This is a genomic window from Ornithinimicrobium cavernae, assembly GCF_003121625.1.
In the GTDB taxonomy this organism is placed as follows: Bacteria; Actinomycetota; Actinomycetes; order Actinomycetales; family Dermatophilaceae; genus Ornithinicoccus; species Ornithinicoccus cavernae.
The window spans coordinates 43,113-65,482 of the sequence record NZ_QDDJ01000007.1; the positions used below are offsets into that span (position 1 = coordinate 43,113).

22 protein-coding genes are annotated in these 22,370 nt (G+C 70.2%); 19 read left to right on the plus strand and 3 right to left on the minus strand.

The window, feature by feature from the left end; genetic code table 11:
- The first annotated feature begins 33 nt into the window (after nucleotides 1-33).
- From DA085_RS09230 to DA085_RS09265, 8 genes are all read left to right on the plus strand, one after another.
- Nucleotides 34-1,254, plus strand: coding sequence for an ATP-grasp domain-containing protein (locus DA085_RS09230; protein WP_109472677.1), 1,221 nt, complete (start codon nucleotides 34-36; stop codon nucleotides 1,252-1,254).
- Nucleotides 1,244-2,203: a hypothetical protein gene (locus DA085_RS09235; protein WP_109472678.1), complete on the plus strand. Its 960-nt coding sequence runs from the start codon at nucleotides 1,244-1,246 to the stop codon at nucleotides 2,201-2,203. Before DA085_RS09230 ends, DA085_RS09235 begins: the two co-directional genes overlap by 11 nt.
- Nucleotides 2,200-3,384 carry an alpha/beta hydrolase gene (locus tag DA085_RS09240; protein WP_237565411.1) on the plus strand — a complete coding sequence of 395 codons (1,185 nt, stop codon included), beginning with the start codon at nucleotides 2,200-2,202 and terminating at the stop codon, nucleotides 3,382-3,384. The genes DA085_RS09235 and DA085_RS09240 overlap by 4 nt, the downstream gene beginning before the upstream one ends.
- 18 nt (nucleotides 3,385-3,402) lie before the next feature.
- Nucleotides 3,403-3,969, plus strand: coding sequence for an NYN domain-containing protein (locus DA085_RS09245; protein WP_109472679.1), 567 nt, complete (start codon nucleotides 3,403-3,405; stop codon nucleotides 3,967-3,969).
- 9 nt (nucleotides 3,970-3,978) lie between these two features.
- The gene (locus DA085_RS09250; RefSeq protein WP_109472680.1) at nucleotides 3,979-4,608 is read left to right on the plus strand and encodes a flavin reductase family protein; all 630 of its coding nucleotides are present in this window, start codon (nucleotides 3,979-3,981) and stop codon (nucleotides 4,606-4,608) included.
- Nucleotides 4,609-4,723: 115 nt separating this feature from the next.
- Nucleotides 4,724-5,950: a homogentisate 1,2-dioxygenase gene (locus DA085_RS09255; RefSeq protein ID WP_109472681.1), complete on the plus strand. Its 1,227-nt coding sequence runs from the start codon at nucleotides 4,724-4,726 to the stop codon at nucleotides 5,948-5,950.
- A 1-nt stretch (nucleotide 5,951) separates the two neighbouring features.
- The gene (locus DA085_RS09260) at nucleotides 5,952-6,611 is read left to right on the plus strand and encodes an IclR family transcriptional regulator (RefSeq protein ID WP_109472682.1); all 660 of its coding nucleotides are present in this window, start codon (nucleotides 5,952-5,954) and stop codon (nucleotides 6,609-6,611) included.
- On the plus strand, nucleotides 6,608-7,006 hold the full coding sequence (locus DA085_RS09265) for a nuclear transport factor 2 family protein (protein WP_109472683.1): 399 nt from the start codon (nucleotides 6,608-6,610) through the stop codon (nucleotides 7,004-7,006). The genes DA085_RS09260 and DA085_RS09265 overlap by 4 nt, the downstream gene beginning before the upstream one ends.
- A gap of 7 nt (nucleotides 7,007-7,013) precedes the next feature.
- On the opposite strand, the gene DA085_RS09270 is transcribed toward DA085_RS09265, so the two are convergent.
- Nucleotides 7,014-8,441, minus strand: a complete 1,428-nt coding sequence (locus tag DA085_RS09270) for an FAD-dependent oxidoreductase (protein ID WP_109472684.1) — start codon at nucleotides 8,439-8,441, stop codon at nucleotides 7,014-7,016.
- Between the two features lie 213 nt (nucleotides 8,442-8,654).
- Between DA085_RS09270 and DA085_RS09275 the strand changes: the two genes are divergently transcribed.
- The 11 genes from DA085_RS09275 to DA085_RS09325 all read left to right on the plus strand — a co-directional run bounded on the left by DA085_RS09275 (nucleotide 8,655) and on the right by DA085_RS09325 (nucleotide 19,592).
- Entirely contained in the window at nucleotides 8,655-9,803 is a 1,149-nt protein-coding gene (locus tag DA085_RS09275) for an ABC transporter substrate-binding protein (protein ID WP_161958464.1), read from the plus strand.
- 91 nt (nucleotides 9,804-9,894) lie between these two features.
- A complete protein-coding gene (locus DA085_RS09280; protein ID WP_109472686.1) occupies nucleotides 9,895-10,785 on the plus strand; it encodes a branched-chain amino acid ABC transporter permease in 891 nt (296 codons plus the stop codon).
- Complete coding sequence (locus DA085_RS09285; RefSeq protein WP_109472687.1) at nucleotides 10,782-11,753, plus strand: branched-chain amino acid ABC transporter permease; 972 nt, start codon at nucleotides 10,782-10,784, stop codon at nucleotides 11,751-11,753. The genes DA085_RS09280 and DA085_RS09285 overlap by 4 nt, the downstream gene beginning before the upstream one ends.
- Complete coding sequence (locus tag DA085_RS09290) at nucleotides 11,750-12,577, plus strand: ABC transporter ATP-binding protein (RefSeq protein ID WP_109472688.1); 828 nt, start codon at nucleotides 11,750-11,752, stop codon at nucleotides 12,575-12,577. Before DA085_RS09285 ends, DA085_RS09290 begins: the two co-directional genes overlap by 4 nt.
- Nucleotides 12,567-13,277: an ABC transporter ATP-binding protein gene (locus DA085_RS09295; RefSeq protein WP_109472689.1), complete on the plus strand. Its 711-nt coding sequence runs from the start codon at nucleotides 12,567-12,569 to the stop codon at nucleotides 13,275-13,277. The genes DA085_RS09290 and DA085_RS09295 overlap by 11 nt, the downstream gene beginning before the upstream one ends.
- Nucleotides 13,277-14,863 (plus strand): oxidoreductase, encoded by a 1,587-nt coding sequence (locus tag DA085_RS09300; protein ID WP_109472690.1) that lies wholly within the window; start codon nucleotides 13,277-13,279, stop codon nucleotides 14,861-14,863. Before DA085_RS09295 ends, DA085_RS09300 begins: the two co-directional genes overlap by 1 nt.
- A gap of 146 nt (nucleotides 14,864-15,009) precedes the next feature.
- On the plus strand, nucleotides 15,010-16,149 hold the full coding sequence (locus DA085_RS09305) for an alpha/beta hydrolase (protein ID WP_109472691.1): 1,140 nt from the start codon (nucleotides 15,010-15,012) through the stop codon (nucleotides 16,147-16,149).
- 27 nt (nucleotides 16,150-16,176) lie between these two features.
- On the plus strand, nucleotides 16,177-17,397 hold the full coding sequence (locus DA085_RS09310; protein ID WP_109472692.1) for a CaiB/BaiF CoA transferase family protein: 1,221 nt from the start codon (nucleotides 16,177-16,179) through the stop codon (nucleotides 17,395-17,397).
- 1 nt (nucleotide 17,398) lies between these two features.
- Nucleotides 17,399-18,355 (plus strand): beta/alpha barrel domain-containing protein, encoded by a 957-nt coding sequence (locus DA085_RS09315; protein ID WP_109472693.1) that lies wholly within the window; start codon nucleotides 17,399-17,401, stop codon nucleotides 18,353-18,355.
- Nucleotides 18,352-19,041: a GntR family transcriptional regulator gene (locus tag DA085_RS09320; RefSeq protein ID WP_161958465.1), complete on the plus strand. Its 690-nt coding sequence runs from the start codon at nucleotides 18,352-18,354 to the stop codon at nucleotides 19,039-19,041. Before DA085_RS09315 ends, DA085_RS09320 begins: the two co-directional genes overlap by 4 nt.
- Nucleotides 19,038-19,592 (plus strand): NADPH-dependent FMN reductase, encoded by a 555-nt coding sequence (locus DA085_RS09325; protein WP_109472695.1) that lies wholly within the window; start codon nucleotides 19,038-19,040, stop codon nucleotides 19,590-19,592. The genes DA085_RS09320 and DA085_RS09325 overlap by 4 nt, the downstream gene beginning before the upstream one ends.
- Before the next feature lie 98 nt (nucleotides 19,593-19,690).
- On the opposite strand, the gene DA085_RS09330 is transcribed toward DA085_RS09325, so the two are convergent.
- Together DA085_RS09330 and DA085_RS09335 are read right to left on the minus strand one after the other, a co-directional pair.
- Nucleotides 19,691-20,521 (minus strand): mycofactocin-coupled SDR family oxidoreductase, encoded by an 831-nt coding sequence (locus tag DA085_RS09330; RefSeq protein ID WP_109472696.1) that lies wholly within the window; start codon nucleotides 20,519-20,521, stop codon nucleotides 19,691-19,693.
- A 172-nt stretch (nucleotides 20,522-20,693) separates the two neighbouring features.
- Nucleotides 20,694-22,292: a S8 family peptidase gene (locus DA085_RS09335; RefSeq protein ID WP_202619170.1), complete on the minus strand. Its 1,599-nt coding sequence runs from the start codon at nucleotides 22,290-22,292 to the stop codon at nucleotides 20,694-20,696.
- Nucleotides 22,293-22,370: the final 78 nt, after the last annotated feature.

The window sequence follows — 22,370 nt, forward strand, 5'->3', positions numbered from 1 at the left end:
CCGTGGGACTCCGATCTGTGGCAGGCTCGACCCGTGAACATCGTCTTCGTGGAGCCGCACTTCCCACGCAACCAACGCGAGTTCGTGCGGGCCCTGGCCGAGGCAGGAGCCAACGTGCTCGGGGTCGGGGAGACACCGGCGGAGTACCTCGACGACGAGCTGAAGTCCTGGATGAAGCACTACGAGCAGGTCGGCTCGGTCACCGACGTGGAGGCGATGACGGAGGTCGTCCGCAGGCTGCAGGGCATGGTCTGGGTCGACCGGCTCGAGGCGACGATCGAGGCCCACACGATGCCGGCGGCCCAGGTGCGGGAGGCGACCGGCATCCCGGGCACCTCCGTGCACACCACCTGGTTGTGCCGTGACAAGCCGTCGATGAAGGAGGCGCTGCGCCGTGTCGGGGTGCCGACCGCCGCCTCGACCGCCGCGTCCAGCCTCGACGAGGTGCGGGACTTCGCCGAGCGCGTGGGTTACCCGCTGATCCTCAAGCCGCGTGATGGCGCGGGAGCGGCGGGCACCAGCAAGGTCGAGGACGACTCGCAGCTGGAGGCTGCGCTGGCGCGGTTCGGACCGGGCACCACGTCGATCGCCGTGGAAGAGTTCATCGAGGGCCACGAGGGCTTCTACGACACGATCTGCGTCGACGGCAGGCCCCAGGTCGACTTCGCCTGCCACTACTTCCCCGGCGTGCTCGAGGCGATGCGGACCCGCTGGATCTCGCCGGTCTACGTGACCACCAACCGGATCGAGGGCGGTGGCCTCTACGACGAGATCCGCGAGATGGGCCAGAAGGTCATCACCGCCCTCGGGATCGGCACGTCGGCCACCCACATGGAGTGGTTCCACGGGCCCAAGGGCCTGAAGTTCAGCGAGATCGGTGCCCGGCCACCGGGCGTGGGGTGCTACGACCTCTACTCCGCGGCCAACGACATGGACACCTACCGCGCCTGGGCCGACGCGATCGTGCACGGGCAGGTGTTCGCCCGGCCCAGCCGCAGCCACTCCGCAGCGATCATCGCGCTGCGCCCCGACCGCGACGGCACGATCACCGGCTACTCCGGCCTGGAGGACGTCGAGAACCGGCTCGGCCGCTGGATCATCGACGCCCACCTGCCCCAGCCCGGCACCCCGACCCAGCCGGTCGAGGCCGGCTACATGGCCAACGCCTACATCCGGATGCGGCACCCGGACTACGACGTGCTGCGCTCCATGCTGGACAACGTGGGCCAGGTCGTCCAGGTCCATGCGGGCTGAGGACCGGCCCGGGACCCCTCACGCGTCGATCACCCTGCTGGGTCCCCAGCGCACGCCGCGCGTCGACGCGGTGCTCAGGTCCCTGCGGCTGCACGGTGCGCGGACGGCCATCATCAACGCCGGCTGGCAGGAGCGGGAGCCCGAGGACGAGCTGCTCGTCAGCCTCACCGGCGGCAACGCCCTCAACCTGCGCCTGTGGCACCGGATGCAGGAGGTCTGGGACGCCGACCCCGAGTTCGACGCGGCCGACCGGCAGCGACGGATGGTCCTCGAGGAGATGCAGGACCTCTATGTCATCGCGCTGGACCACGTCATCTCGGCACTGCGCACCATGCGCGACCGCGTGCCCCGCTCGCCGGAGGTCCAGCAGCTCGCGCTCGCGGACGCCGAGCAGATCATGCGCCAGATCGACCAACGACACCTGGAGCGGGTCAACGAGGTGCACGCCGACTTCTGGGGCCGGTGGCCCCCGCACGAGCGCCGCCCCGTCGAGGTGCTGCGCCAGCAGATCAGCTCCGAGCTGGCCGACGTCGAGGTCGTCCTCGTCCCCGGTGGCCACGTCGGGGTGCTGGTGGGCGCCCTGCACCTGTTCAACATCGCGCCGCAGCTGCGGGTGCCGATCGTCGCCTGGGGTGCCGGTGCCATGGCCCTCACCGACCGCGTCGTGCTCTTCCACGACCGGGCCGCGCACGGGCCCTCGGTCAGCGAGGTCTTCACCTCCGGGCTCGGTCTGGTGCGCGACACGGTCGCGCTGCCCGCGGCGCGCGAGCGCCTGGAGGTGAGCAACCTGTTCCGGATGGGGGTCCTGGCCCGACGCTTCTCGCCCGCGCGGTGCCTGTTGCTCGACGAGCGGGCGAGAGTCGACATACCGCCCGGTTCGGGGCTGCCCGACGACGCACCGGTGCTCGCCGACGACGGCACGCCGACGCTGCTGGAGCGGGTCCGGTGAGCGTGTCACTCCCGGCGCAGCCGATGCGCGGGACGACCCGCCGCCGGCTGGCGATCAACCAGTTCCGGGAGCAGGAGCACCGGGACGAGGCGGCCGTCGACGCCTTCCTGCGGGGCCGCCAGGTGCCGATCATCGAGGGTGCCAAGTGCACCTTCCTCTTCCGCGGGCACGCCGACGAGGTGCACCTGCTGCACCGCATCGTCAACCAGCCGCAGCGGGTGCCGCTGCGCCGCGTCGAGGGCACCAGCCTCTGGTACGTCATCATCGAGCTGCCGTTCGGCTCGCGGGTGGAGTACCAGCTCGAGCTGACCCGTGACGGCCACACCGTGCAGGGGAACGACCCGCTCAACCCCCTCGTCGCCCACAGCCCGGTGGGGTCGTCCTCGGTGTGCCAGGCCGTCGGCTACCAGACCCCGGAGTGGACCCAGCACGACCCGGAGGCCCGCCCGGGCGAGCTGCACGACCTGCACCTGCCATCCAAGGCGCTCAGGCGGGAGACCACCCACCGGCTCTACCTGCCGGCACGGTTCCGCCGGAGCAGCACCTACCCCCTGCTCGTCGTGCACGACGGCGACGACTACCTCAACTACGCCTCGATGAAGACCGTCCTGGACAACCTGATCCACCACCTGGACATGGCCGAGACGATCGTGGTCTTCGCCAACCCCGGTGACCGGACCCGCGAGTACGCCAACTACGCGCCGCACGCCCGGCACCTGGTCGCCGAGCTCGTCCCGCACCTGGAGGAGCACTACCCGGTGATGCGACGGCCGGACGGGCGGGCCCTGATGGGTGCCAGCTTCGGTGCCGTCGCCTCGATGAGCGTGGCGTTCCGCAACCCCGAGCTGTTCGGCTCGCTGCTGCTGCAGTCCGGCTCGTTCGTCTTCACCGACATCGGCAACGACCACGGGGGCGGGCCCGCCTTCGACCCCGTCGTGAAGTTCATGAACCGCTACCGCGCCCGGCCACGCAAGATCGCTGACCGGCTCTTCGTGTCGTGCGGAGTCTACGAGCCGCTGATCGTGCCGAACCGCTCGATGGTGCCGGTGTGGGAGAGCACAGGGAGTACCGTGCGGTACGTCGAGGCACGGGACGGGCACAGCTGGGAGAACTGGCGCGACCGGCTCCGCGACGGTCTGTCCTGGATCTACCCAGGCCCCCAAAAGTTCGTTTACGAATAAGGCACAGAAAGAGGCAACGTGGACGACCACACCCAGCCCACGGCATACCTGCTCGTGGACGGAGAGAACATCGACGCGACCCTGGGCACCTCGATCCTGGGACGTCGTCCCGAGTCCTACGAGCGGCCCCGCTGGGACCGGCTGCTCCAGTTCACCCGCGAGAAGTGGGGAGGCTCACCGCGGGGGCTCTTCTTCCTCAACGCCTCGAGCGGCATGCCGATGTCGTTCATCCAGGCCCTCAAGGCCATCGGCTACGTGCCGGTGCCCCTGTCCGGCCCCTCGGACGAGAAGATCGTCGACATCGCGATCCAGCGGACCCTGCAGGCCATGGCCGACCGCGACGGTGACGTCATGCTGGTCAGCCACGACGGGGACTTCCTGGAGGACATCGAGCCGCTGCTGGGCACCGAGCGGCGCGTCGGCGTCGTCGCGTTCGCGGAGTTCCGCAACGGCGGGTTCACCCAACTGCTCGAGCAGGGCCTGGAGGCCTACGACCTGGAGTATGACGTGCGCGCCTTCACCGCGCCGCTGCCCCGGCTGCGGGTCATCCCGATCGAGGAGTTCGACCCGACCGCGTTCCTCTAGGCCGCCGGTATGCCGGACAGTCGCCCCGGTCCTTCCCCTCGCGTTGTCTACCGGCCGGGTGAGGAGGGGGTCAACGCCTACCGGTTCCTGACCTCGATCGTGCTGCCGCGACCCATCGCGTGGGTCTCGAGCGTGGGCACGGACGGGGTCGGCAACCTCGCGCCGCACTCGTTCTTCTCGGTCGCCTCGGCGGTCCCGCCGGTGGTCACCTTCACGTCGGTGGGGCGCAAGGACACCCTCGCCAACGTGGTGGCCACCGGCGAGTTCGTCGTCAACGTGGTCAGTGCCGCCCAGCTCGAGGAGTGCAACGCGACCAGTGCCGAGGTGGGCCCGTCCGTCGACGAGGCCGCCCTGCTGGGCATCGCGATGGAACCGAGTGCCGTGGTCCGGCCCGGCCGGGTCGCCGGGTCCCCCGCCTCGATCGAGTGCACGCTGCACTCCACGGTCGACGTCGGCGACAGCGTCCTGGTGCTGGGTCTGGTGCAGGCCATCACGGTGCACGAGCGCGTGCTGCGCGCGGGCCGGGTGGAGGCTCGGGAGCTGGATCCGCTCAGCCGGCTGGGCGGCCACCAGTGGGGCCGCCTCGGCGAGATCCACGACATCCGCCGGCCGCGACCCGAGGACGTCCTGCCCGGGTAGGGCACGAGGACCGCTGGAGCCAGCACGCGACCGGTAGGCGTCGGGGGTCGACATGTGAACACCGACGTTCTATAGTCGAACGCAACGCTATCGGGGCGACAGAGAGGTTGCGCGCATGTACTACCGGTCGATGGGTGAGTTCCCGGCCTCGCGGCACGTCACGTTCCAGACGAGTGAGGGTCGGGAGACCTTCGAGGAGTTCATCGGCGAGGAGGGCTTCTCCGGGACCGCCTCGCACCTGTACCACGTGGGCATCCCGGCCAACCTGGTCGATTCGCGGACGTGGGACCTGGGCGACGTGTCCCTGCAGCCGAACGCCTCGCTGCGTCCGCGGCACTTCCGGCTGCCCGAGCTGTTCCCGTCGGGCACCGAGCAGGGCAAGGACGTGGTCCGCCACCGCCGCCTGGTGCTGGGCAACGCCGACGTGCGGATCAGCTATGTCGTCGCGGACACCACGTCGCCGCTCTACAGCAACGGCATCGGCGACGAGGTCATCTACATCGAGAGCGGCGTCGCCGACATCGAGAGCGTGTTCGGCACGGTCCGCGTGGGTCAGGGCGACAACGTGGTCATCCCGCGAGTGACGATCCACCGCTGGGTGCCGGTCGACGTGGACACGAACGGACCCCTGAAGGCCTACTGCGTGGAGGGCACGGGACACATCGAGATCCCGGCCAAGTACCTGACCCGGTTCGGCCAGTTCGTGGAGGGCGCACCCCTGACGGAGCGCAACATGCGCGGGCCGGTCGGTCCGCTGCTCGCCCCGACCGACGTGGCCGACCAGGACACCGAGGTCTACGTCAAGCACGGCAGCGGTGCCGACGTGCACGGCTCGGTGGTCGTCTACGACCACCACCCGTTCGACGTCGTCGGTTGGGACGGCTACCTCTACCCCTACGCCTTCAACTACCGCGACTTCTCGCCGGTGACCGGCAAGATCCTGCAGCCGCCGCCGACCTACCAGATCCTCCAGGGCCACAACTTCGTCGTGTGCAACTTCGTGCCGCGGATGCTGGAGTACGGGCAGGGGGCGATCACGGTGCCGTACTACCACTCCAACGTCGACGCGGACGAGGTGATGTTCTACTACGCCGGGGAGACCGCCGCCCGCAAGGGCACCGGGATCGGCAACGCCTCGGTGTCGCTGCACCCGGCGGCCTACACCCACGGCCCGACCCGCCAGGCCTACCTCAACTCCGTCGGCGCCGACGAGAGCAAGGAGATGGCGTTCATGGTCGACACGATGAACACCCTCCAGATCGGCGAGGGCGCCCTGGCCTGCGACGACGACAAGTACCCCTGGACCTGGGCCGGGCGCCGGACTCCTCACCCCGAGGGCTGACATGGCGGCAGCCGACAGCTCCCAGACCCTCAGTCGCGGTCTGGACGTGCTCAAGTACCTCGCCGCCTCGAGCGAACCGCGCACCCCCACCCAGGTCGCCACCGACCTGGGACTGAACCGCACGGTCGTCTACCGCCTGGTGGGCACCCTGGTCGAGCACGGTCTGGTGCGCCGAACGGGCGAGGGTGCACTCTCGGTCGGACTCGGTGTGCTCAGCCTCACCGAGAACTTCTATCCGTCGCTGCGCGAGGCCAGTCAGCCGGTTCTCGAGCGGCTCGCGGAGGACCTCCGTGCCACCGCGCACCTGGCGGTGGCGGACGGGGCGGACTCGGTCGCGGTCTGCGTCGTCGAGCCCCGCTCGACCGACTTCCACCTCGCCTACCGCCCGGGCACCCGCCACCCGCTCGACAGGGGAGCCCTGGGTGAGGCGCTCCAGGCAGCGATGGCCGGCGAGCGCGGCGTCTTCATCAGCCACGGACAGCTGACCCCGGGGGCGACCGGTGTCGTGGCCGCGGTCCCGGGGCTGCCCGGCCTGCCCGCCGCGATCGGGGTCGTCACCCTCAGTGACCACGACTGGTCACCCTTCCCCGACCGCGTCGCCGACGCGGTCGACCAGCTCACCGCGGCGCTCGCGCCGCACGCTCCGGAGGCCACCGCATGACCGTCATCGACACCGCAGCAGTCACCGCCCTCTACGCCCGCCAGAGCCACGCGATCGATGAGGGTGACGCAGGCGGCTGGGCGGCGACGTTCACCACCGACGGCAGCTTCAGCTCCCCGACGTTCGGTGATCCCGTCGTCGGCACGGCAGCGTTGACCCGGTTCGCCGAAGGCGTCTACACCGACCTGCAGAAGGAGGGGATCCGGCAGCGGCACTGGCTGAACAGCATCCACGTGGATGCCGCCACGCAGACCGCCCGGGCCTACCTGATGATCGTGCGCATCGACGCCGACGGGGCCCCGTCCCTGATGCGGCACGTCGTGATCAGCGACGAGCTCGCGGACGCGTCCGGTGAGCTGCTGGTCCGCGCACGACAGGTCCGACGGGACCCCTGACCACGGTTCAGGCCGACCGCCCGGCGTGCTCGAGACCGTCCAGGCCGGCGATGCGCCCCAGGGTGAGCGAGTTCGCGATGGCGTTGCCGCCGCCGACGTAGCGGTTGCCCAGCACCCCTCCTCCGGCTTCCCCCGCGGCATACAGGCCGGCGACCACGTCACCACGGACGTCGAGCACACGCGCGCGTGAGTCGATCCGCAGACCGGTGTGGGTGCAGACCAGCTCGCCGGGCACCAGCAGCGCCGCGTAGAACGGTGGTGTCCCCAGCTCGGTCAGCGGTGTGGCGACGCCCTTCGCCGCGAGTGTGAGATGGCGCTGGAACTCGGGGTCCAGGCCGTGTGGCAGGGTCTGGTTCCACCGCTCGACCGTGCGCACAAAGGTGCTCCCGGGCACGCCGATCGCCGCGGCGAGCGCAGCGAGGTCGTCCGCGCGGTGCGTCCGGCCGGCCTCCGCCTCCTCGTGCACACGCTCGGGCGTCCAGTCCAGGAAGCCCTCCGGCAACGACAGGCGGGCGGCCTCGTCGAAGACCATCCAGCACGGCCCCTCCTGGTCGGCGAGGATGCCCGCGGACACGGCATAGGAGACGTCCTCGTCCATGAACCGCTGGCCGGTCGAGTTGACGTTGATCCGGGAGAGGGGCGGGAAGCCGGAGTCCCAGTGGTGGTGACGCTGCAGGTAGGCCGTGACGAGGAGCAGGCCCCACCCCTGACCCGTGAGGCCGGCACCGACCTGCTCGGCCAGGCGCAGGTGGTCGCCGCGGCTGCCGGCGCCGGCCACCACGAACAGGTGCTCACCCGCCGCACGGGCGGCCGGGAAGTAGCGGTCCACCAGGTCCCGGTCGTGCGCGAAGCCACCGGAGGCGACCACCACGGCCCCGGCCCTGGCCTCCTCCCCGCCGACCCGCACGCCGCACACGCGGCCGCCCTCGACGACCAGACCGTCCACCCGGGCACCGAGCGCCAGCTCGGCGCCGTGCGTGCGCATCGTGCGCTCCAGCAGCTCGACGACGGCAAACCCTTCACCTGCTGGCGTGTGCCCCCTCCAGACGTCCTCGACCCCGGCATGACCCAACCCCGGCATGTGCGCGTTCGTGGAGCGCTGGGCAGGGACCTCCAGGCCCAGGTCCATCATCCAGTGCAGCGTCGGGGCGGTCGCCTCGCAGAAGGTCCGGATCAGGCCCGGTTGGAGCCGCCACTGGTTGAGGTCCATGTAGTGCTGGAAGAAGCGGTCAGGGGAGTCCTCCACGCCGAGGGCCTCCTGGACCCTCGTGCCCGCCGCGGTGAACATCCCCGCGGCCAGTGACATCGAGCCGCCCACGGCGTCCTCGGCCTCGAGGACCAGCACACGGCCACCGCGCTCGGCGGCGGACGCCGCAGCGCTGAGACCGGCGCCGCCCGCGCCGACCACGATGAGGTCCCACTCGTCTCCGGACACTGCTCACTCCTCGTCACGCCGCCAGTGAATGTATGCAACCTACTGCTCGGGTCACAGTCTGGCAACGATGTGTCCTGGGGCTTGACGAAAGCATCGGCACCATGTTGTATACAACTTAGGTCTCTCCCCTGACGTGAACCCGTGGAGACCACGACCGTCCGCACCGCGGCCCGGTCGCTCAGCATTCAGCACACCCAATCAAAGGAGATGGTGATGCGAGGTCGATTGGTGGTCGCTCTGGCGGCCGCAGGAAGCATGTTGCTCGCGGCGTGCGGCAGCGACTCGGGCGGCGATGACAACGGCGCGACGGCGGGCGGCGGCGACGCCTCCGAGAGCTACACCCTCGCCTGGATCAACCCCCTGAGCGGCGCCTCCGCGGCGTTCGGCGAGGCCTCTCGTGGCGGGGTCGAGCTGGCCCTCGAGGACATCAAGGAGGCCGGCGGCATCAATGGTGCCGAGCTCGAGGTGCTCTTCGAGGACAACGAGCTCCAGCCCGAGGCCTCGATCACTGCCTACCAGCGCACCATGGGCAAGGACCCGGTGGCCGTGATGACCGCGGGGAGCTCGGTCGTGCTCGCCCTGGCGCCGCTGGCCGAGCAGGACGAGATCATGCTCGCCAACATCGGTGCCCAGTCCCCTGCCCTGATCTCGCCAGACGTCCCGATGGTCTACAACTTCATCCCGACCTCGGCGGCCGAGGCGAGTCGGCTCGCGACCCGCCTGACCGAGGACGAGGGCATCACCAAGGTGGCGATCCTGTCGGTCGACAACGACTACGGCAAGGACACGGCCGAGGCGTTCATCGCCGCGCTCGAGGGTGCCGGCGGCACCGTGTCGGCGCACGAGATCCACGAGCTGGGCGGCACCGACATGCGCACCCAGCTCACCAAGATCAAGTCCACCGATGCCGAGGCGCTCGTCTTCATCTCCAACGTCGGCGAGGTCGGGCACAGCGTCGCGCAGGCCGAGGAGCTCGGCATCGACCTGCCGCGCTACGGCTTCACCTACGCCCTGTCCCCGGACAACTTCGAGATCGCCGGCGACGCGATGAACGGGATGAAGGGCATCGCGGTGTCCTTCATCGGCGACGACGAGGCGGCGAACGCCTGGGCAGAGCGCTACGAGCAGGCCTACGGCACCTGGCCGAACGTGACCGCCGCCGTCTCCTACGACGGGACGATGATCCTGGCGGAGGGCCTGCGCGAGGTCGGCAACGACCGCGCCGCCCTCATCGACTACGTCGCCAACGTCAAGGACCACGAGGGCGTGCTGGGCACGACCACCATGACCCCGGAGCGGCAGTCGGACTTCCCCCTCAACGAGTTCGAGATCAGCGACGGCGAGATCGGCGTCTGGGAGTGAGCACTCCGTGGCCCGGTGGTGGCCCTGACCACCGCCGGGTCACGGGCTATCCCCGCGACGACACGCACGACACGAAAGGGCAGAGGGGACCGTGCTGACTGACCTGCTGCTGACGGGCCTCCTGGACGGGGCCAGGATCGGCGTGGCCGCCCTCGGCTTCGCGCTGATCTTCTACACGACCAAGGAACTCCACTTCGCCTACGGCGCGATCCTGGCCGCGTGCGGCTACCTCTACTACTCCCTCGTCGTCGACCAGGGCCTGCCGCTGCTGCTCGCCGCGCCGCTGGCCCTGGCGTTCGGGGCGGTCGTGGGCGCGGTGATCCAGCGTTGGCTCTACCGCCGGCTCAACGACCACCTCGCCGTGCTGCTGTTCTCCTTCGGCATGGCGATCATCCTCGAGAACGTCCTGCACATCATGTTCGGGCCGACCGACAAGGTGCTGCCGGCCGGGGCGCTGACCAGGACCGTCTCGGTCGCCGGCACCCCGTTGCGGGTCATCGACCTGGTCACCGTGGCCGTCTTCCTCGTCGTGTGGGCCGGTCTGTGGCACATGCTCGAGCGACAGCAGATCGGCCTGGCCATCCGCGCGGTGATGCGGGACTCCACCATGAGCGACCTGGTCGGGATCCGCACGGGGCGCATCAAGGTCCTCGCGTATGCCCTGGGCTCGGCCATCGGTGCGGTCGCCGGGCTCATCGCGGTCACGCGCAGCGGCGTGCGCCCCGGCTCCGGGTTCGACGTCATGCTCTTCGCCTTCATCGCCACCCTTCTCGGGGCGGGCAAGCTCACCAACGTCGCCGCCTGGTCCCTGGCGCTGGGCCTGTTCATGGGACTCGTGGCCTGGCCGTTCCCGACCGAGCTGCAGACCCTCTTCGCCTTCTTCGCGATGCTCATCTACCTGGTCGTCCGCAGTCTCGACGTGCGGAGCCTGCGCCGGCCCAGACTCCGGCGGGCCGAGGACCGGACGGGGGTCTCCGCATGAGCTACCTGCTGACCCTGGTCACCTTCTTCTCCATCGGGATCATCCTGGCGATGTCCCTCAACCTGCTCATGGGCTTCACCGGTCAGGTGTCCATGGCCCACGGCGGCTTCATGGGTATCGGCGCCTACACGGCTGCCTGGTTCGCGATCAACGCCGAGGTCAACATGGTCTGGGCGATGCTCCTCGCTGCCGCGGCCGCGGCCCTCATCGGGTGGCTCTTCGCGCTCGCCACGGTGCGGATCAGTGGTGATGAGTTCATCCTCGCCTCGTTCGCCCTGCAGATGGTGATCATCGAGGCGATCAGTCGGTGGACCGACGTGACGCGGGGCACCTACGGCCTCTCCGGTGTGCCCAAGCCCGAGCTGTTCGGCGAACCGATGCGCACGATCGAGCAGTATGCCGTGTTCACCGTGGTCGTGACGCTCATCTGTGCGGTGGTCATGATGCGCATGGCCGGCTCGACCTTCGGCCTGGTCCTCCGCGGGGTCCGGGAGAGCGTCCCCAGCATGCAGGCACTGGGACGCAACACGGTCCGGGTGAAGATCCTGGTCATGGTGATCGCGTCGGCCTTCGCCGGCATCGCCGGCACCCTGCAGGCCTCGATGGTGACCTTCATCCACCCGGACAGCTTCACCATCATGCTGTCGATCATCATCGTGGCCTACCTGCTCGTGGGGGGCCTCGGCAACATGTGGGGCGCGGCCCTCGGCGCGGTCCTGCTGCTGTCGATCCCGGAGCTCATCGCCACCAGCGACGTCATCCCCAGCAACCTGCTCGGGCCCATGGAGCGTGTGATCTACGGCGTGGTGCTCATGGCGTTCGTCTGGTTCCGCCCCAAGGGCATCATCGCGGAGCGCCCGGTGCTGAGGGTCGGACGCATGCTGCGGCGCGGCACGGTCACCGCACCCACCCGTCCTGGCTCACCCGCCTCCGCGACCACCCCCGACGCCCCGGGAGCGACCCGATGACCACCATGCTCGACGTCGCGAACGCCTCGGTCAGCTTCGGCGGCCTGCGCGCCCTCAAGGACGTCTCGATCAGCGCCGAGGAGGGCCAGGTCACCGCCCTGATCGGCCCGAACGGCGCCGGCAAGAGCACCCTGCTCGGCGCAGTGTCCGGCTTCACCCGCCTCGACGAGGGGAGGGTCACCTTCCGGGGGCAGGACATCACCGGCATGCGGCCGCACCAGGGTGTCGGCCTCGGCCTGGCGCGGACCTTCCAGGACCTGGAGGTCATGCAGCGGCTGACCGTCGCCGAGAACGTGCTGCTCGGGTTCCCCGACCAGCCGGCGGAACGGCTCAGCCGGCTCCTGCTCACCCCCTGGGTCGCCAACCGGCACCACCGGGCGACCGTGCAGAAGACCGTGGACCTGCTCGATCACGTCGGGCTGCTCGACCGGGCCGACACGCTCGCCTCCGACCTGTCCTACGGCGAGCAGAAGCTGCTGGTCGTGGCGCGTCTCCTGGCAACCGGGGCGGACATGCTCATGCTGGACGAGCCCGGAGCGGGTCTCCCCGACGTCAACCTGCACCAGATCGGGTCGGTCCTGCGCGAGGCGGTGGCGGGCGGCCGCACCGTCCTGCTGGTCGACCACAACATGGACCTGATCATGAACTACGCCGACCGGGTCACCGTGCTCCACCACGGGCAGGTCATCGCCACCGGCACACCTGCGCAGATCCAGGCCAACCAGGCGGTGATCGACGTCTACTTCTCCCGGAGCCACACCGCGCAGGACCCGGTCGACGAGCCACTGACCCCGTCACAGAAGGGAGCCCCCGATGCGTCTTGAGCTCACCGACGTGCGCGCGGGGTACGGACGCCGAGAGGTCCTCTTCGGCATCTCCATGACCGTCGAGCCCGGCTCGATCACCGTCATGCTCGGCACCAACGGTGCCGGCAAGTCGACCACGCTGAAGACCATCATGGGCGCCATCCGACCGACGGCCGGGTCGGTCACGTATGACGGTCGGAACACCGCCCGTGGCGAGGTCGCCGACAACGTCGCGCACGGCATGGCCGCCGTCCCCGAGGCGGGCGGCGTCTTCCGCGACTTCACCGTCCGGGACAACCTGCTCCTGGGTGCCTTCACCGTCAAGGACGCCGCCGTGCGCGAGGAACGCATGGACGGGGTCTTCGAGCTGTTCCCCCGGCTCAGGGACCGTGTCTCCCAGGCTGCCGGCACGTTGAGCGGCGGCGAGCGGCAGATGCTGGCCATCGGCAGGGCGCTGATGAGCGGTCCCTCGTGCCTCATGCTCGACGAGCCGTTCCTCGGCCTGGCTCCGGTCGTGGTGGACGACGTCGTCGACTCCCTGGCCCGGATCAACCAGGAGTCCGGCGTCACCCTCCTGGTCGTGGAGCAGAGTGTCCGCATCCTCGACATCGCCACGCACGCCTACGTCCTGCGACTGGGTCGGATCCACATCGACGAGCCCGACCCGCGCTCCCTCGTCGACGACAGCGGCCGCCTCGAGGCGTCCTTCATCGGCTGATGTCCCCCTATCCCCACCTCACCGCGCCCCTCGACCTGGGAGGGGTCACCCTGCGCAACCGCGCGGTGGTCACCGCACACGTGACCAACTTCGGGAGCCAGGAGCACCGGGCCACGCCACGCACAGCGGCCTACCTCGCCGAGCGCGCCAGGGGAGGGGTGGGGCTCATCGTCTCCGAGTCCCTGGCGGTGCACCCCACCGCCGGCCCCAACACGTTCTTCCTCCAGCTGTGGGACGACTCGGCCATCGAGCCGCTGCGCGCCGTCACGGAGGCGGTCCGGTCCGAGGGCGCAACCATCTTTGCGCAGCTCAACCACGGTGGCCGCGAGCACAACCCGCTGATCACCCGGCGGCCGCTCGTCGCGCCGTCCCCCATCCCGTCGCCGAAGGGCGGTGAGGTGCCGCACGAGCTGACCGTCCCCGAGATCGCCGAGCTCGTGCAGGCCTTCGCGGCGGCCGCCACCCGCGCGGTGGCGGCCGGCTTCCACGGCGTCGAGGTCCACGCCGGTCACGGCTACCTGATCCAACAGTTCCTCTCCCCGTGGAGCAACCACCGCGCCGACGCCTACGGCGGCGGCGTCGGAGACCGGATGCGCTTCCTCGTCGAGGTCCTCGAGGCGGTGCGGGCAGCGGTGCCACGGCCGACGGTGCTGGGCGTCCGGATCAGCGCCGACGAGTTCGCACCCGAGGGGGGTCTCGGCATCGGGGAGATGCAAGACATCGCCCGGCGCATCCAGGACCTCGGGCTGGTGGACTACCTGTCGGTGAGCCAGGGCAGCTATGCCGACCCAGGAAGCTTCATCCCCGACGCGAGCTACGGCCGGTTGCCGTTCGTGCACCTCACGCGCGCCATCCGTGAGGTCGTCGACCGCCTCCCGATCGTCGCGGTCGGCTCGATCATCACCCCGGACGAGGCCGAGTCCGTGCTGGCCGAGGGAGTGGCTGACCTCGTCGGCATGACACGCGCACACATCAGCGACCCGCACCTGATGCGCAAGGTCGGGCAGGACCGCGCGGACGACATCCGCCAGTGCATCCTGTGCAACGTCGGCTGCTTCGGCCGGCTCCTCAAGGGCCTCGACATCAGCTGCGTCCAGAACCCGGCTGTCGGGCGGGAGCTGGACTGGCCGGAGGATCCGGCGCCCGCCACCGACCGGCCACGTCGTGTCGTGGTGGTCGGCGCCGGCCCCGGAGGTCTGGAGGCGGCCTGGGTCGCCGCCTCACGCGGTCACCCGGTGAGCCTGCTCGAGGCCTCGGACTCCGTCGGCGGCTCGGTGCGTGCGCTCGCCACACAGGAGGACCACCGCGAGTGGGGAGAGATCATCCGGTGGCGTGAGCGCATGCTCGACGAGCACCGCGTCTCGGTGCACACCAGCTGTCCCGCCGACGCCGAGTCGGTGCTCGCCCTCGACCCGGCGGTCGTCGTGGTCGCCACGGGCGACGTCGGCGGCGGAGCCGCTCTGGCCGCTGCCCTGCGAGACCGTGCGGGCCCCGACCTCGAGGTGCTCACCGTCGGAGACGCTGCGGCACCGCGCGACACCCTGGCAGCGATCACCGACGGACACCGGGTGGGCCGTGAGATCTGAGCCGCCACCCACCTGACCGGGGGCCGACGCACCTGCCAGCCCCCCGGCATACCACCGACCGACCGGTCACCGACCGACCGGGCCACCGAGCTCGCTCCCGGGACCGCCGCCCACGACAACCGCACCCGACACCGAAGGACCGACGAATGACCTCACAGGAACTGCTGGCGATCCCGATGCCCTCCGGGGGCCGTCTCGACGTCTACTCGGGTGTCGCGCGGTTGGCCGGCAAGCTCTGGGCCAGCTGTCACCGCGCCCGGCAGGGGGAGAGCCGCACGGCGGTGCTCATCGTGCACCCGACGTCCAACTTCCTGGGTCACTATGCGCTGGAGCCGTTGGCCGAGCGCGGTGTCACGGCGGTCGGGATGAACACCCGCTACCTCGGCAACGATGCCGCGCTGATCACCGAGAACTGTGTCCTGGACGTGGGCGCGGGCGTCCGCTATCTGAAGGAGAACGGCTTCGACAAGGTCGTTCTCATGGGCAACTCCGGCGGAGGTGGCCTGGTCTCGCTCTACCAGAGCCAGGCCGAACGGCCCTCGATCACCGCGACCCCGGCCGGCGACGCGCCCGACCTGACCCAGGCGGACCTGCCCGCGGCCGATGGTGTGATCTGCGCGATGGCCCACCCGGGGCGGGCCTCGGTGTACACCGAGTGGCTCGACCCGGCGATCACGGACGAGGAGCGCCCCTTCGAGCGGGACCCGGAGCTGGACGCCTTCGACCCCCGCAACGCACCGCCCTACTCCGCGGAGTTCATCGAGCGGTACCGGGCGGCGCAGGTCGAGCGCAACCGCCGGATCACCGCCTGGGTGCGGCAGCGGCTCACCGAGCTGCAGGCCGAGGGCCAGGGGATCCAGGACCTGCCCTTCACGGTGCACGGCACCTGCGCCGACCTGCGCTTCCTCGACCCGGACATCGAGCCGTCCGACCGCGAGCAGGGCACCCTGTGGGGTGACCCGTGGGTGGCTAACTTCCTGCCCGCCTCGCTGGGCCACAACACGAGCCTGCGCTCGTGGTTGAGCCAGTGGAGCATCGATGAGAGCAACGCCGACGGCCCGTTCCACCTCGGGCGGGTCAGCGTGCCGGTGCTGGTGGCCTACGGGTCGGCCGACAACGCGGCCTTCCCCGCGCACGCGCGGGCGCTGTACGACGGCGTGGGGCACCAGGACCGGGAGCTCTATGAGATCCCGGGGGCCAACCACTACTTCAAGGACCAGCCGGAGCTGCGGGAACAGTTCGCGGACAAGGTCATCGACTGGCTCGACGCGCACAACCTGCGCTGAGCCACGACACGCACAGGGAGGACGGAGATGACTGCGCAGCAGAGCCAGAGAGCCGATCCGGGCGGGCCGCTGACCGGTGTCCGGGTGCTGGAGATGGGCCAGCTGATCGCCGGACCCTTCGCCGGGCAGCTGCTCGGTGACCTCGGCGCGGACGTGGTGAAGGTCGAGGACCCCGCACGCGGCGACCCGATCCGCAGCTGGGGCCGTGAGCTGCCCCAGGGCCAGTCGGTGTGGTGGTCGATCATCGGCCGCAACAAGCAGTCCGTCACGATCAACCTCCGCTCGCAGGAGGGGCAGGACCTGGTGCGGCGCCTGGTCACCGAGACCGACGTGCTCATCGAGAACTTCCGCCCCGGCACGCTGGAGAAGTGGGGCCTGGGCTACGACGTGCTCAGCGAGATCAACCCCGGGATCATCATGGTGCGGGTCTCCGGCTACGGCCAGGACGGGCCCTACGCCGGCCGACCGGGCTACGGTGCGATCGGCGAGGCGATGGGTGGGCTCCGGTACGTCGTGGGGGACCCGAGCACACCACCGTCCCGGACCGGGATCTCGATCGGCGACACGCTCGCGGCCATGTTCGCCGCGATCGGTGCCCTCGCCGCCCTGCAGGAGCGCCACGTCACCGGGCGGGGACAGGTCGTCGACTCCGCGATCTACGAAGCGGTCCTCGGGGTGATGGAGTCACTGGTGCCGGAGTGGACCTCCAGCGGCTTCCAGCGGGAACGGACCGGAGCGATCCTGCCCAAGATCGCACCGAGCAACGTCTACCCGACCCGCGACGACGGCTGGATCCTCATCGCCGCCAACCAGGACACCGTGTTCCGCCGGTTGTCCGAGGCGCTGGGAGCGCCCGAGCTCGCCGAGGACGAGCGCTACGCCACCCACGTCGCCCGCGGGGAGCACCAGGTCGAGCTCGACACGCTCATCGCCGACTTCACCCGCAGCAGGTCCCTGGAGGAGATGGAGACGCTGCTCAACGACTACGGCGTCCCGAACGGCCGCATCTACCGCCCCAGGGACATGGTCCAGGACGCCCAGTTCCTGGCCCGCGAGTCGATCACCTCCATCGCCCACCCGGTGCTCGGCTCGGTCGCCATGCAGAACGTCTTCCCCCGCCTGAGCCGGACCAGGGGCCGGGTCCGCTGGCCCGGTCCGCGGCTGGGCGAGCACACCGACGAGGTCCTGCGGCGCATCGGCCTCACCGACGACCAGGTCACCGCCCTGCACGAGGCAGGAGTGGTCTGAGATGGCCACGACCGGGACACTGCCCGAGACGATCCGGCTGGTCGAGGTCGGGCTGCGGGACGGGCTCCAGGCCGTGCCGGCGCCGCTGGAGACCGCGGACAAGGTGGCGCTGATCGAGGGGCTCATCGACGCCGGGCTGCGGGAGATCGAGGCGGTGTCCTTCGCCCATCCCCGCGTGCTGCCACAGCTGGCCGACGCCGAGGCGGTGATGGCGGCCGTGCCGCGCCCCGAGGGCGTCACCTACCGCGGCCTGGTGCCCAACCTTCGTGGTGCGCAGCGCGCGGTCGCCACCGGGCTCGACGAGTGGACCCTCGTTGTCGCCGCCGACGAGGAGACCAGCCTGCGCAACCAGCGGCGCACCGTCACCCAGATGCTGGGCGAGCTCGAGGACGTTGCCCGACTGGCCCGGGAGAACGGCGTGCGACTGGTGGTGGCCGTGGCGTGCGCGTTCTTCGCGCCGGCCCGCGGTCCGGTGCCCCGCGAGGAGTACCTGCGCGTGGTCGACGCCGCCGTCGACGCCGGTGTGCCGGCGCTCTACCTGGCCTGCACGACCGGACAGGAGCATCCCGTCGAGGTCGGTGAGCGGCTCACGGAGGTGCGCGAGCGGCATACCCATCTTGAGGTCGGTGTCCATCTGCACAACCGCAACGGGTTCGCCACGGCCAATGCCGTCGCCGCGATGCAGGCGGGCGCCGCCTGGCTCGAGGGCAGCTTCTGCGGTCTCGGCGGCGACCTGTGGTTCCCGGGCGACCCCAGTGTGCTCGGCAACGCCCCGTTGGAGGACCTCATCCACCTGTGCGACGGTCTGGGCGTGGCCTCAGGGATCTCGCTCGAGAAGTACCTGCCGGTGGCTCGCCGGGTGGAGGAACTGACGGGAGTCCCCACGACGTCGTTCGTCGCGCGCGGAGGCACTCGCCAGGACCTGGCGAGCGCGGAGTGGCCGGAGGAGCTGCCGTGACCGAGCCCGCAGGAGTGGAGAGCGAGGCCCAGGACGCGGCCGAGCGTGCCTACCGGGCCGTCCTGGCGCTGATCGTGACCGGCGAGGCGAGCGAGGGGACCTGGCTGCGCGAGACCACCCTCGCCGAGCAGATCGGCGTGAGCCGCACCCCGGTCCGTCAGGCGCTCAACCGGCTCGCCGCGGAGGGCGCGGTCGAGCTGCGCCCGCACCGCGGCGCGCAGGTCGCCTCGTTCAGCCCCGAGGAGATGGCCTCTCTGTATGACCTGCGGGCGCGGTTCGAGCCGCTGGCCGCGCGGCTCGCCGTGGAACGGCTGTCCGCACAGGACGTGGAGGAGCTCGTCGGGCTGGCGGCCCAGATGGAGGCGCTCGTCGGTGCGGGTGAGCCCGATCCGGCGGAGCTGGCCCGTCTGAACGACCAGTTCCATGCGGTCTTCATCCGCGAGGCGGGCAACCGGCACCTGACCCTCGCGATCCAGACCGTGACCCGGCCGGTGTTCGTGGCCCGGACCTTCCAGACCTACAGCAGACACGCCCTGGAACGGAGCATGCGCCACCACGCCGAGCTGGTCGACGCCGCACGGCTGCGCGATGGCGAGTGGGCCGAGGCGATCATGCGCGCACACATCCTGGCGGCCCGCCACGCCTCTGACGAACAGACACCCCAACACACACGAGGAGACACATGAAGATCGGCATCGTCATCGGCTCGGTCAGGGACGGACGCATCGGGGTGCAGGTGGCCAACTGGGTGCACGAGCAGGCCAAGGAGAGGGACGTGGCCTACGACCTCATCGACCTCAAGGAGTTCGACCTGCCCGTCTACACCTCCTCCCGCGTGCCCGCCGCGTCGGACAAGAACTACGGCGACGACCGGGTCAACCGCTGGAGCGGGACCATCGACGCCTACGACGGCTTCGTGTTCGTGACACCCGAGTACAACCACGGCGTGCCCGGCGGCCTGAAGAACGCCTTCGACTGGATCTTCCCCGAGTGGTGGAGCAAGGCCATCGCCTTCGTGTCCTACGGCGCCGCCTTCGGGTTCCGGGTGATCGAGCAGTGGCGTCCGATCGTCGCCAACGCCAACATGTTCGACATCAAGGCGCAGCTGTCGTTCAGCACCATGATCGACTTCGAGGACGGCATCCTCACTCCGGCTCAGCGGCACACCGACGAGGTGACCCGCCTGTTCGAGTCCCTGGAGGCAGCCAGCGGGGCCATGTCGACGCTTCGCCAGTAGCGGCGAGCGGCGGTCGCTCCGCTGGGCTCGGACGACAGGACGGCCGGCAGCTCGCGTGAGCTGCCGGCCGTCCGTCACCGCCTGGCCCTAGGGAGGCCTCAGAACCGCGCGAGCAACCCGGCGTCGACCGGTATCGCGATCCCCGTCACGTAGCGCGCCTCATCACTGGCCAGCCACAGGACGGCATTGCTGATGTCCTCCGGCTCGACCCACGCTGCGGGAAGCAGCGAGATGCCACCGAAGACGCGCTGCACATCCTCCAGCGTCGGCTCCTCGACGTCGGGGACGTAGGCCTTGAGCAGGCGCTGGTTCATCGCCATCTCCGTGTTGACCATGCCGGGGTTGACGGTGTTCACCCGGATGTTGCTCTTGCCCAACTCATTGGCTATGGTCCCCATCAGCCCCTGGAGGCCGTGCTTGGACGCGGTGTAGTGAGCCTGGTTCGGTGCGCCGACCAGACCCGCCGTCGAGCTGATGATCACGACGGACCCGCCACCGTTCTTGACCATGCCGGGCACGACTGCCTTGACTGCGTGCCACGCGCCGACGAGGTTGACCGAGAGGATCTGCTGCCACTGCTCGTCCGTCAGTTCGAGGACCGGGCTCTGGTTGGAGATGCCGGCATTGGAGACCAGGATGTCGATCCTCCCGAACTTCTCCTCGGCCTCGGCCGCCACCGCCTCGAGGGCGGACAGGTCCCGGACGTCGGCCACGCGAGCCAGGACCTGGCGCCCCGCGGCCTCGACCAGGCCGGCGGTCTCGGCCAGTTCCTCCGGAGTGCCTTGCGTGTAGTCCACACCTGTCTCATCGCGCGCCAGGTCGGTGATGACGATGTCCGCGCCCTCCTGCGCCAGACGCACGGCGTGGGCTCGACCCATCCCTCGCGCAGCCCCCGTGATGAATGCGACCTTGCCGTCCAAGCGAGCCATCGTCCTCACTCCTCCTGCGCATGCGCGCAAAACCTCGAATGTGTTGACGGTTCAACAAATTTCGCCTACCCCTTGTTCCACGTCAGACACGCTCGCGGCCGCTCGGACGACAGGACGGCCGGCAGCTCGCGTGAGCTGTCGGCCGTCCGTCACCACCTGGTGGCAGGGCCTGTCAGGGGCGGTCGAGGTCGAAGACGTAGCTCCCCGAGCCGCGGTAGGACTCCACGACCCACGAGTAGTAGCCCGAGGTGCCCGTGTAGGAGACCTGCTCGGTGCTGTCCGAGCTGATGCCCTGTGCGACGGTCACCCAGCTGGAGCCGTTCCACTTCTCCAGGATGAGATCGAAGTCGGTGCCGTCCGGGCCGGTCAGGCACGCGGTGTGCGTGCCCGAGCCGCTGTAGTACATCCCGCTGCTGCCGGGGTGGTAGGCGTAGGCGCCCGACCCCGACAGGCTGCCGGACTCGCTCTCGGGGAGGTCACAGCCAGGAGTCGGCTCGGGCTCGGGACCCGGGTCGGCGCCTCCGCCGAAGGTCGTGTGCAGCAACAGGTTCGGCGATCCCGTCCCGATGCTGCTCAGCACCCCTGACGTCGCACTCGACGTGATCGCGTTGCCCACCGCGGCCGGCGAGGCCGACGGGTTGTCCTCGAGATAGAGCGCCGCGGCTCCCGCCACGTGGGGCGAGGCCATCGAGGTGCCGCTGATGCTGTTCGTCGCGGAGTTGCTCGTGTGCCAGGCCGAGGTGATGCTCGACCCGGGGGCGAACAGGTCCAGGCAGCTGCCGTAGTTGGAGAACGAGGAGCGGGCGTCACTGCTCGTGCTGGATCCGACGGTGATGGCCTCGGCCACCCGGTTCGGCGAGCCGCTGCAGGCGTTGGCGTCGGAGTTGCCCGCCGCCACCGCATAGGTGACGCCGGAGCTGATCGAGTTGCGCACGGCGTCGTCCAGGGCGGTCGAGTTGCCGCCGCCCAGGCTCATGTTCGCCACGGCAGCGCCTGAGGCGTTCCGGGTGACCCAGTCCACGCCGGCGATGACACCGGAGTTGCTGCCCGAGCCGTTGCAGTCGAGGACCCGGACGGCGACCAGGGCGACGTCCTGGGCGACGCCGTAGGTCTCGCCACCGACCGTGCCCGCCACGTGCGTGCCGTGCCCGTTGCAGTCCTGTGCACCGCGACCGTCGTTGATGGCCGTGAAGCCCTCCGTGGCGCGGCCGGCGAACTCGTTGTGGGCCGTGCGGATGCCGGTGTCGATGACGTAGGCGGTGACCCCCTCGCCGCTGGCGGCGTAGGAGTAGCTGCCGTTGAGCGGGAGGTTGCGCTGGTCGACCCGGTCCAGGCCCCACGTCGCGTTCGCCTCCGAGCCGGAGCCGGTCAGGGCCACCGTCGTGTCCTGCTCGACATACGCCACGTGCGGGTTGTGGCGCAGGCCGTTGAGCGCCTGCTCGGGCACCTCGATGGTGAAGCCTGTCAGGACCGTGTCGTAGGTCTGCAGGACCCGTGCCCCGTCGGCAGCGGCCGAACGCTTGGCCGCCGAGAGCGCCTGGCCGGGAGCGTCCTTGTCGAGCACGACGATGTAGCGGTCCTCGATCGGGTCACCACCCTGCGGCACCACGAGCGGCGCCAGCCCGGATGCGGACGACTGGAAGGAGTCCGCTCGGTCCGGCGGCGCGGAGCGGTCGGGTGAGTCTGCTGCCGCGGCGGCTCCGAGGGGTGCCAGGGCGACCATCGCGCCCGCTGCGAGCACACCGGCCCGTCGCATGAATGATGTCGACATCGATTTCCTCTCTCTCCGCATCGTCGGTGACGCGGTGCCGACAACACTGGATCAGGCAATGGGGGCAGACAAGGCTTA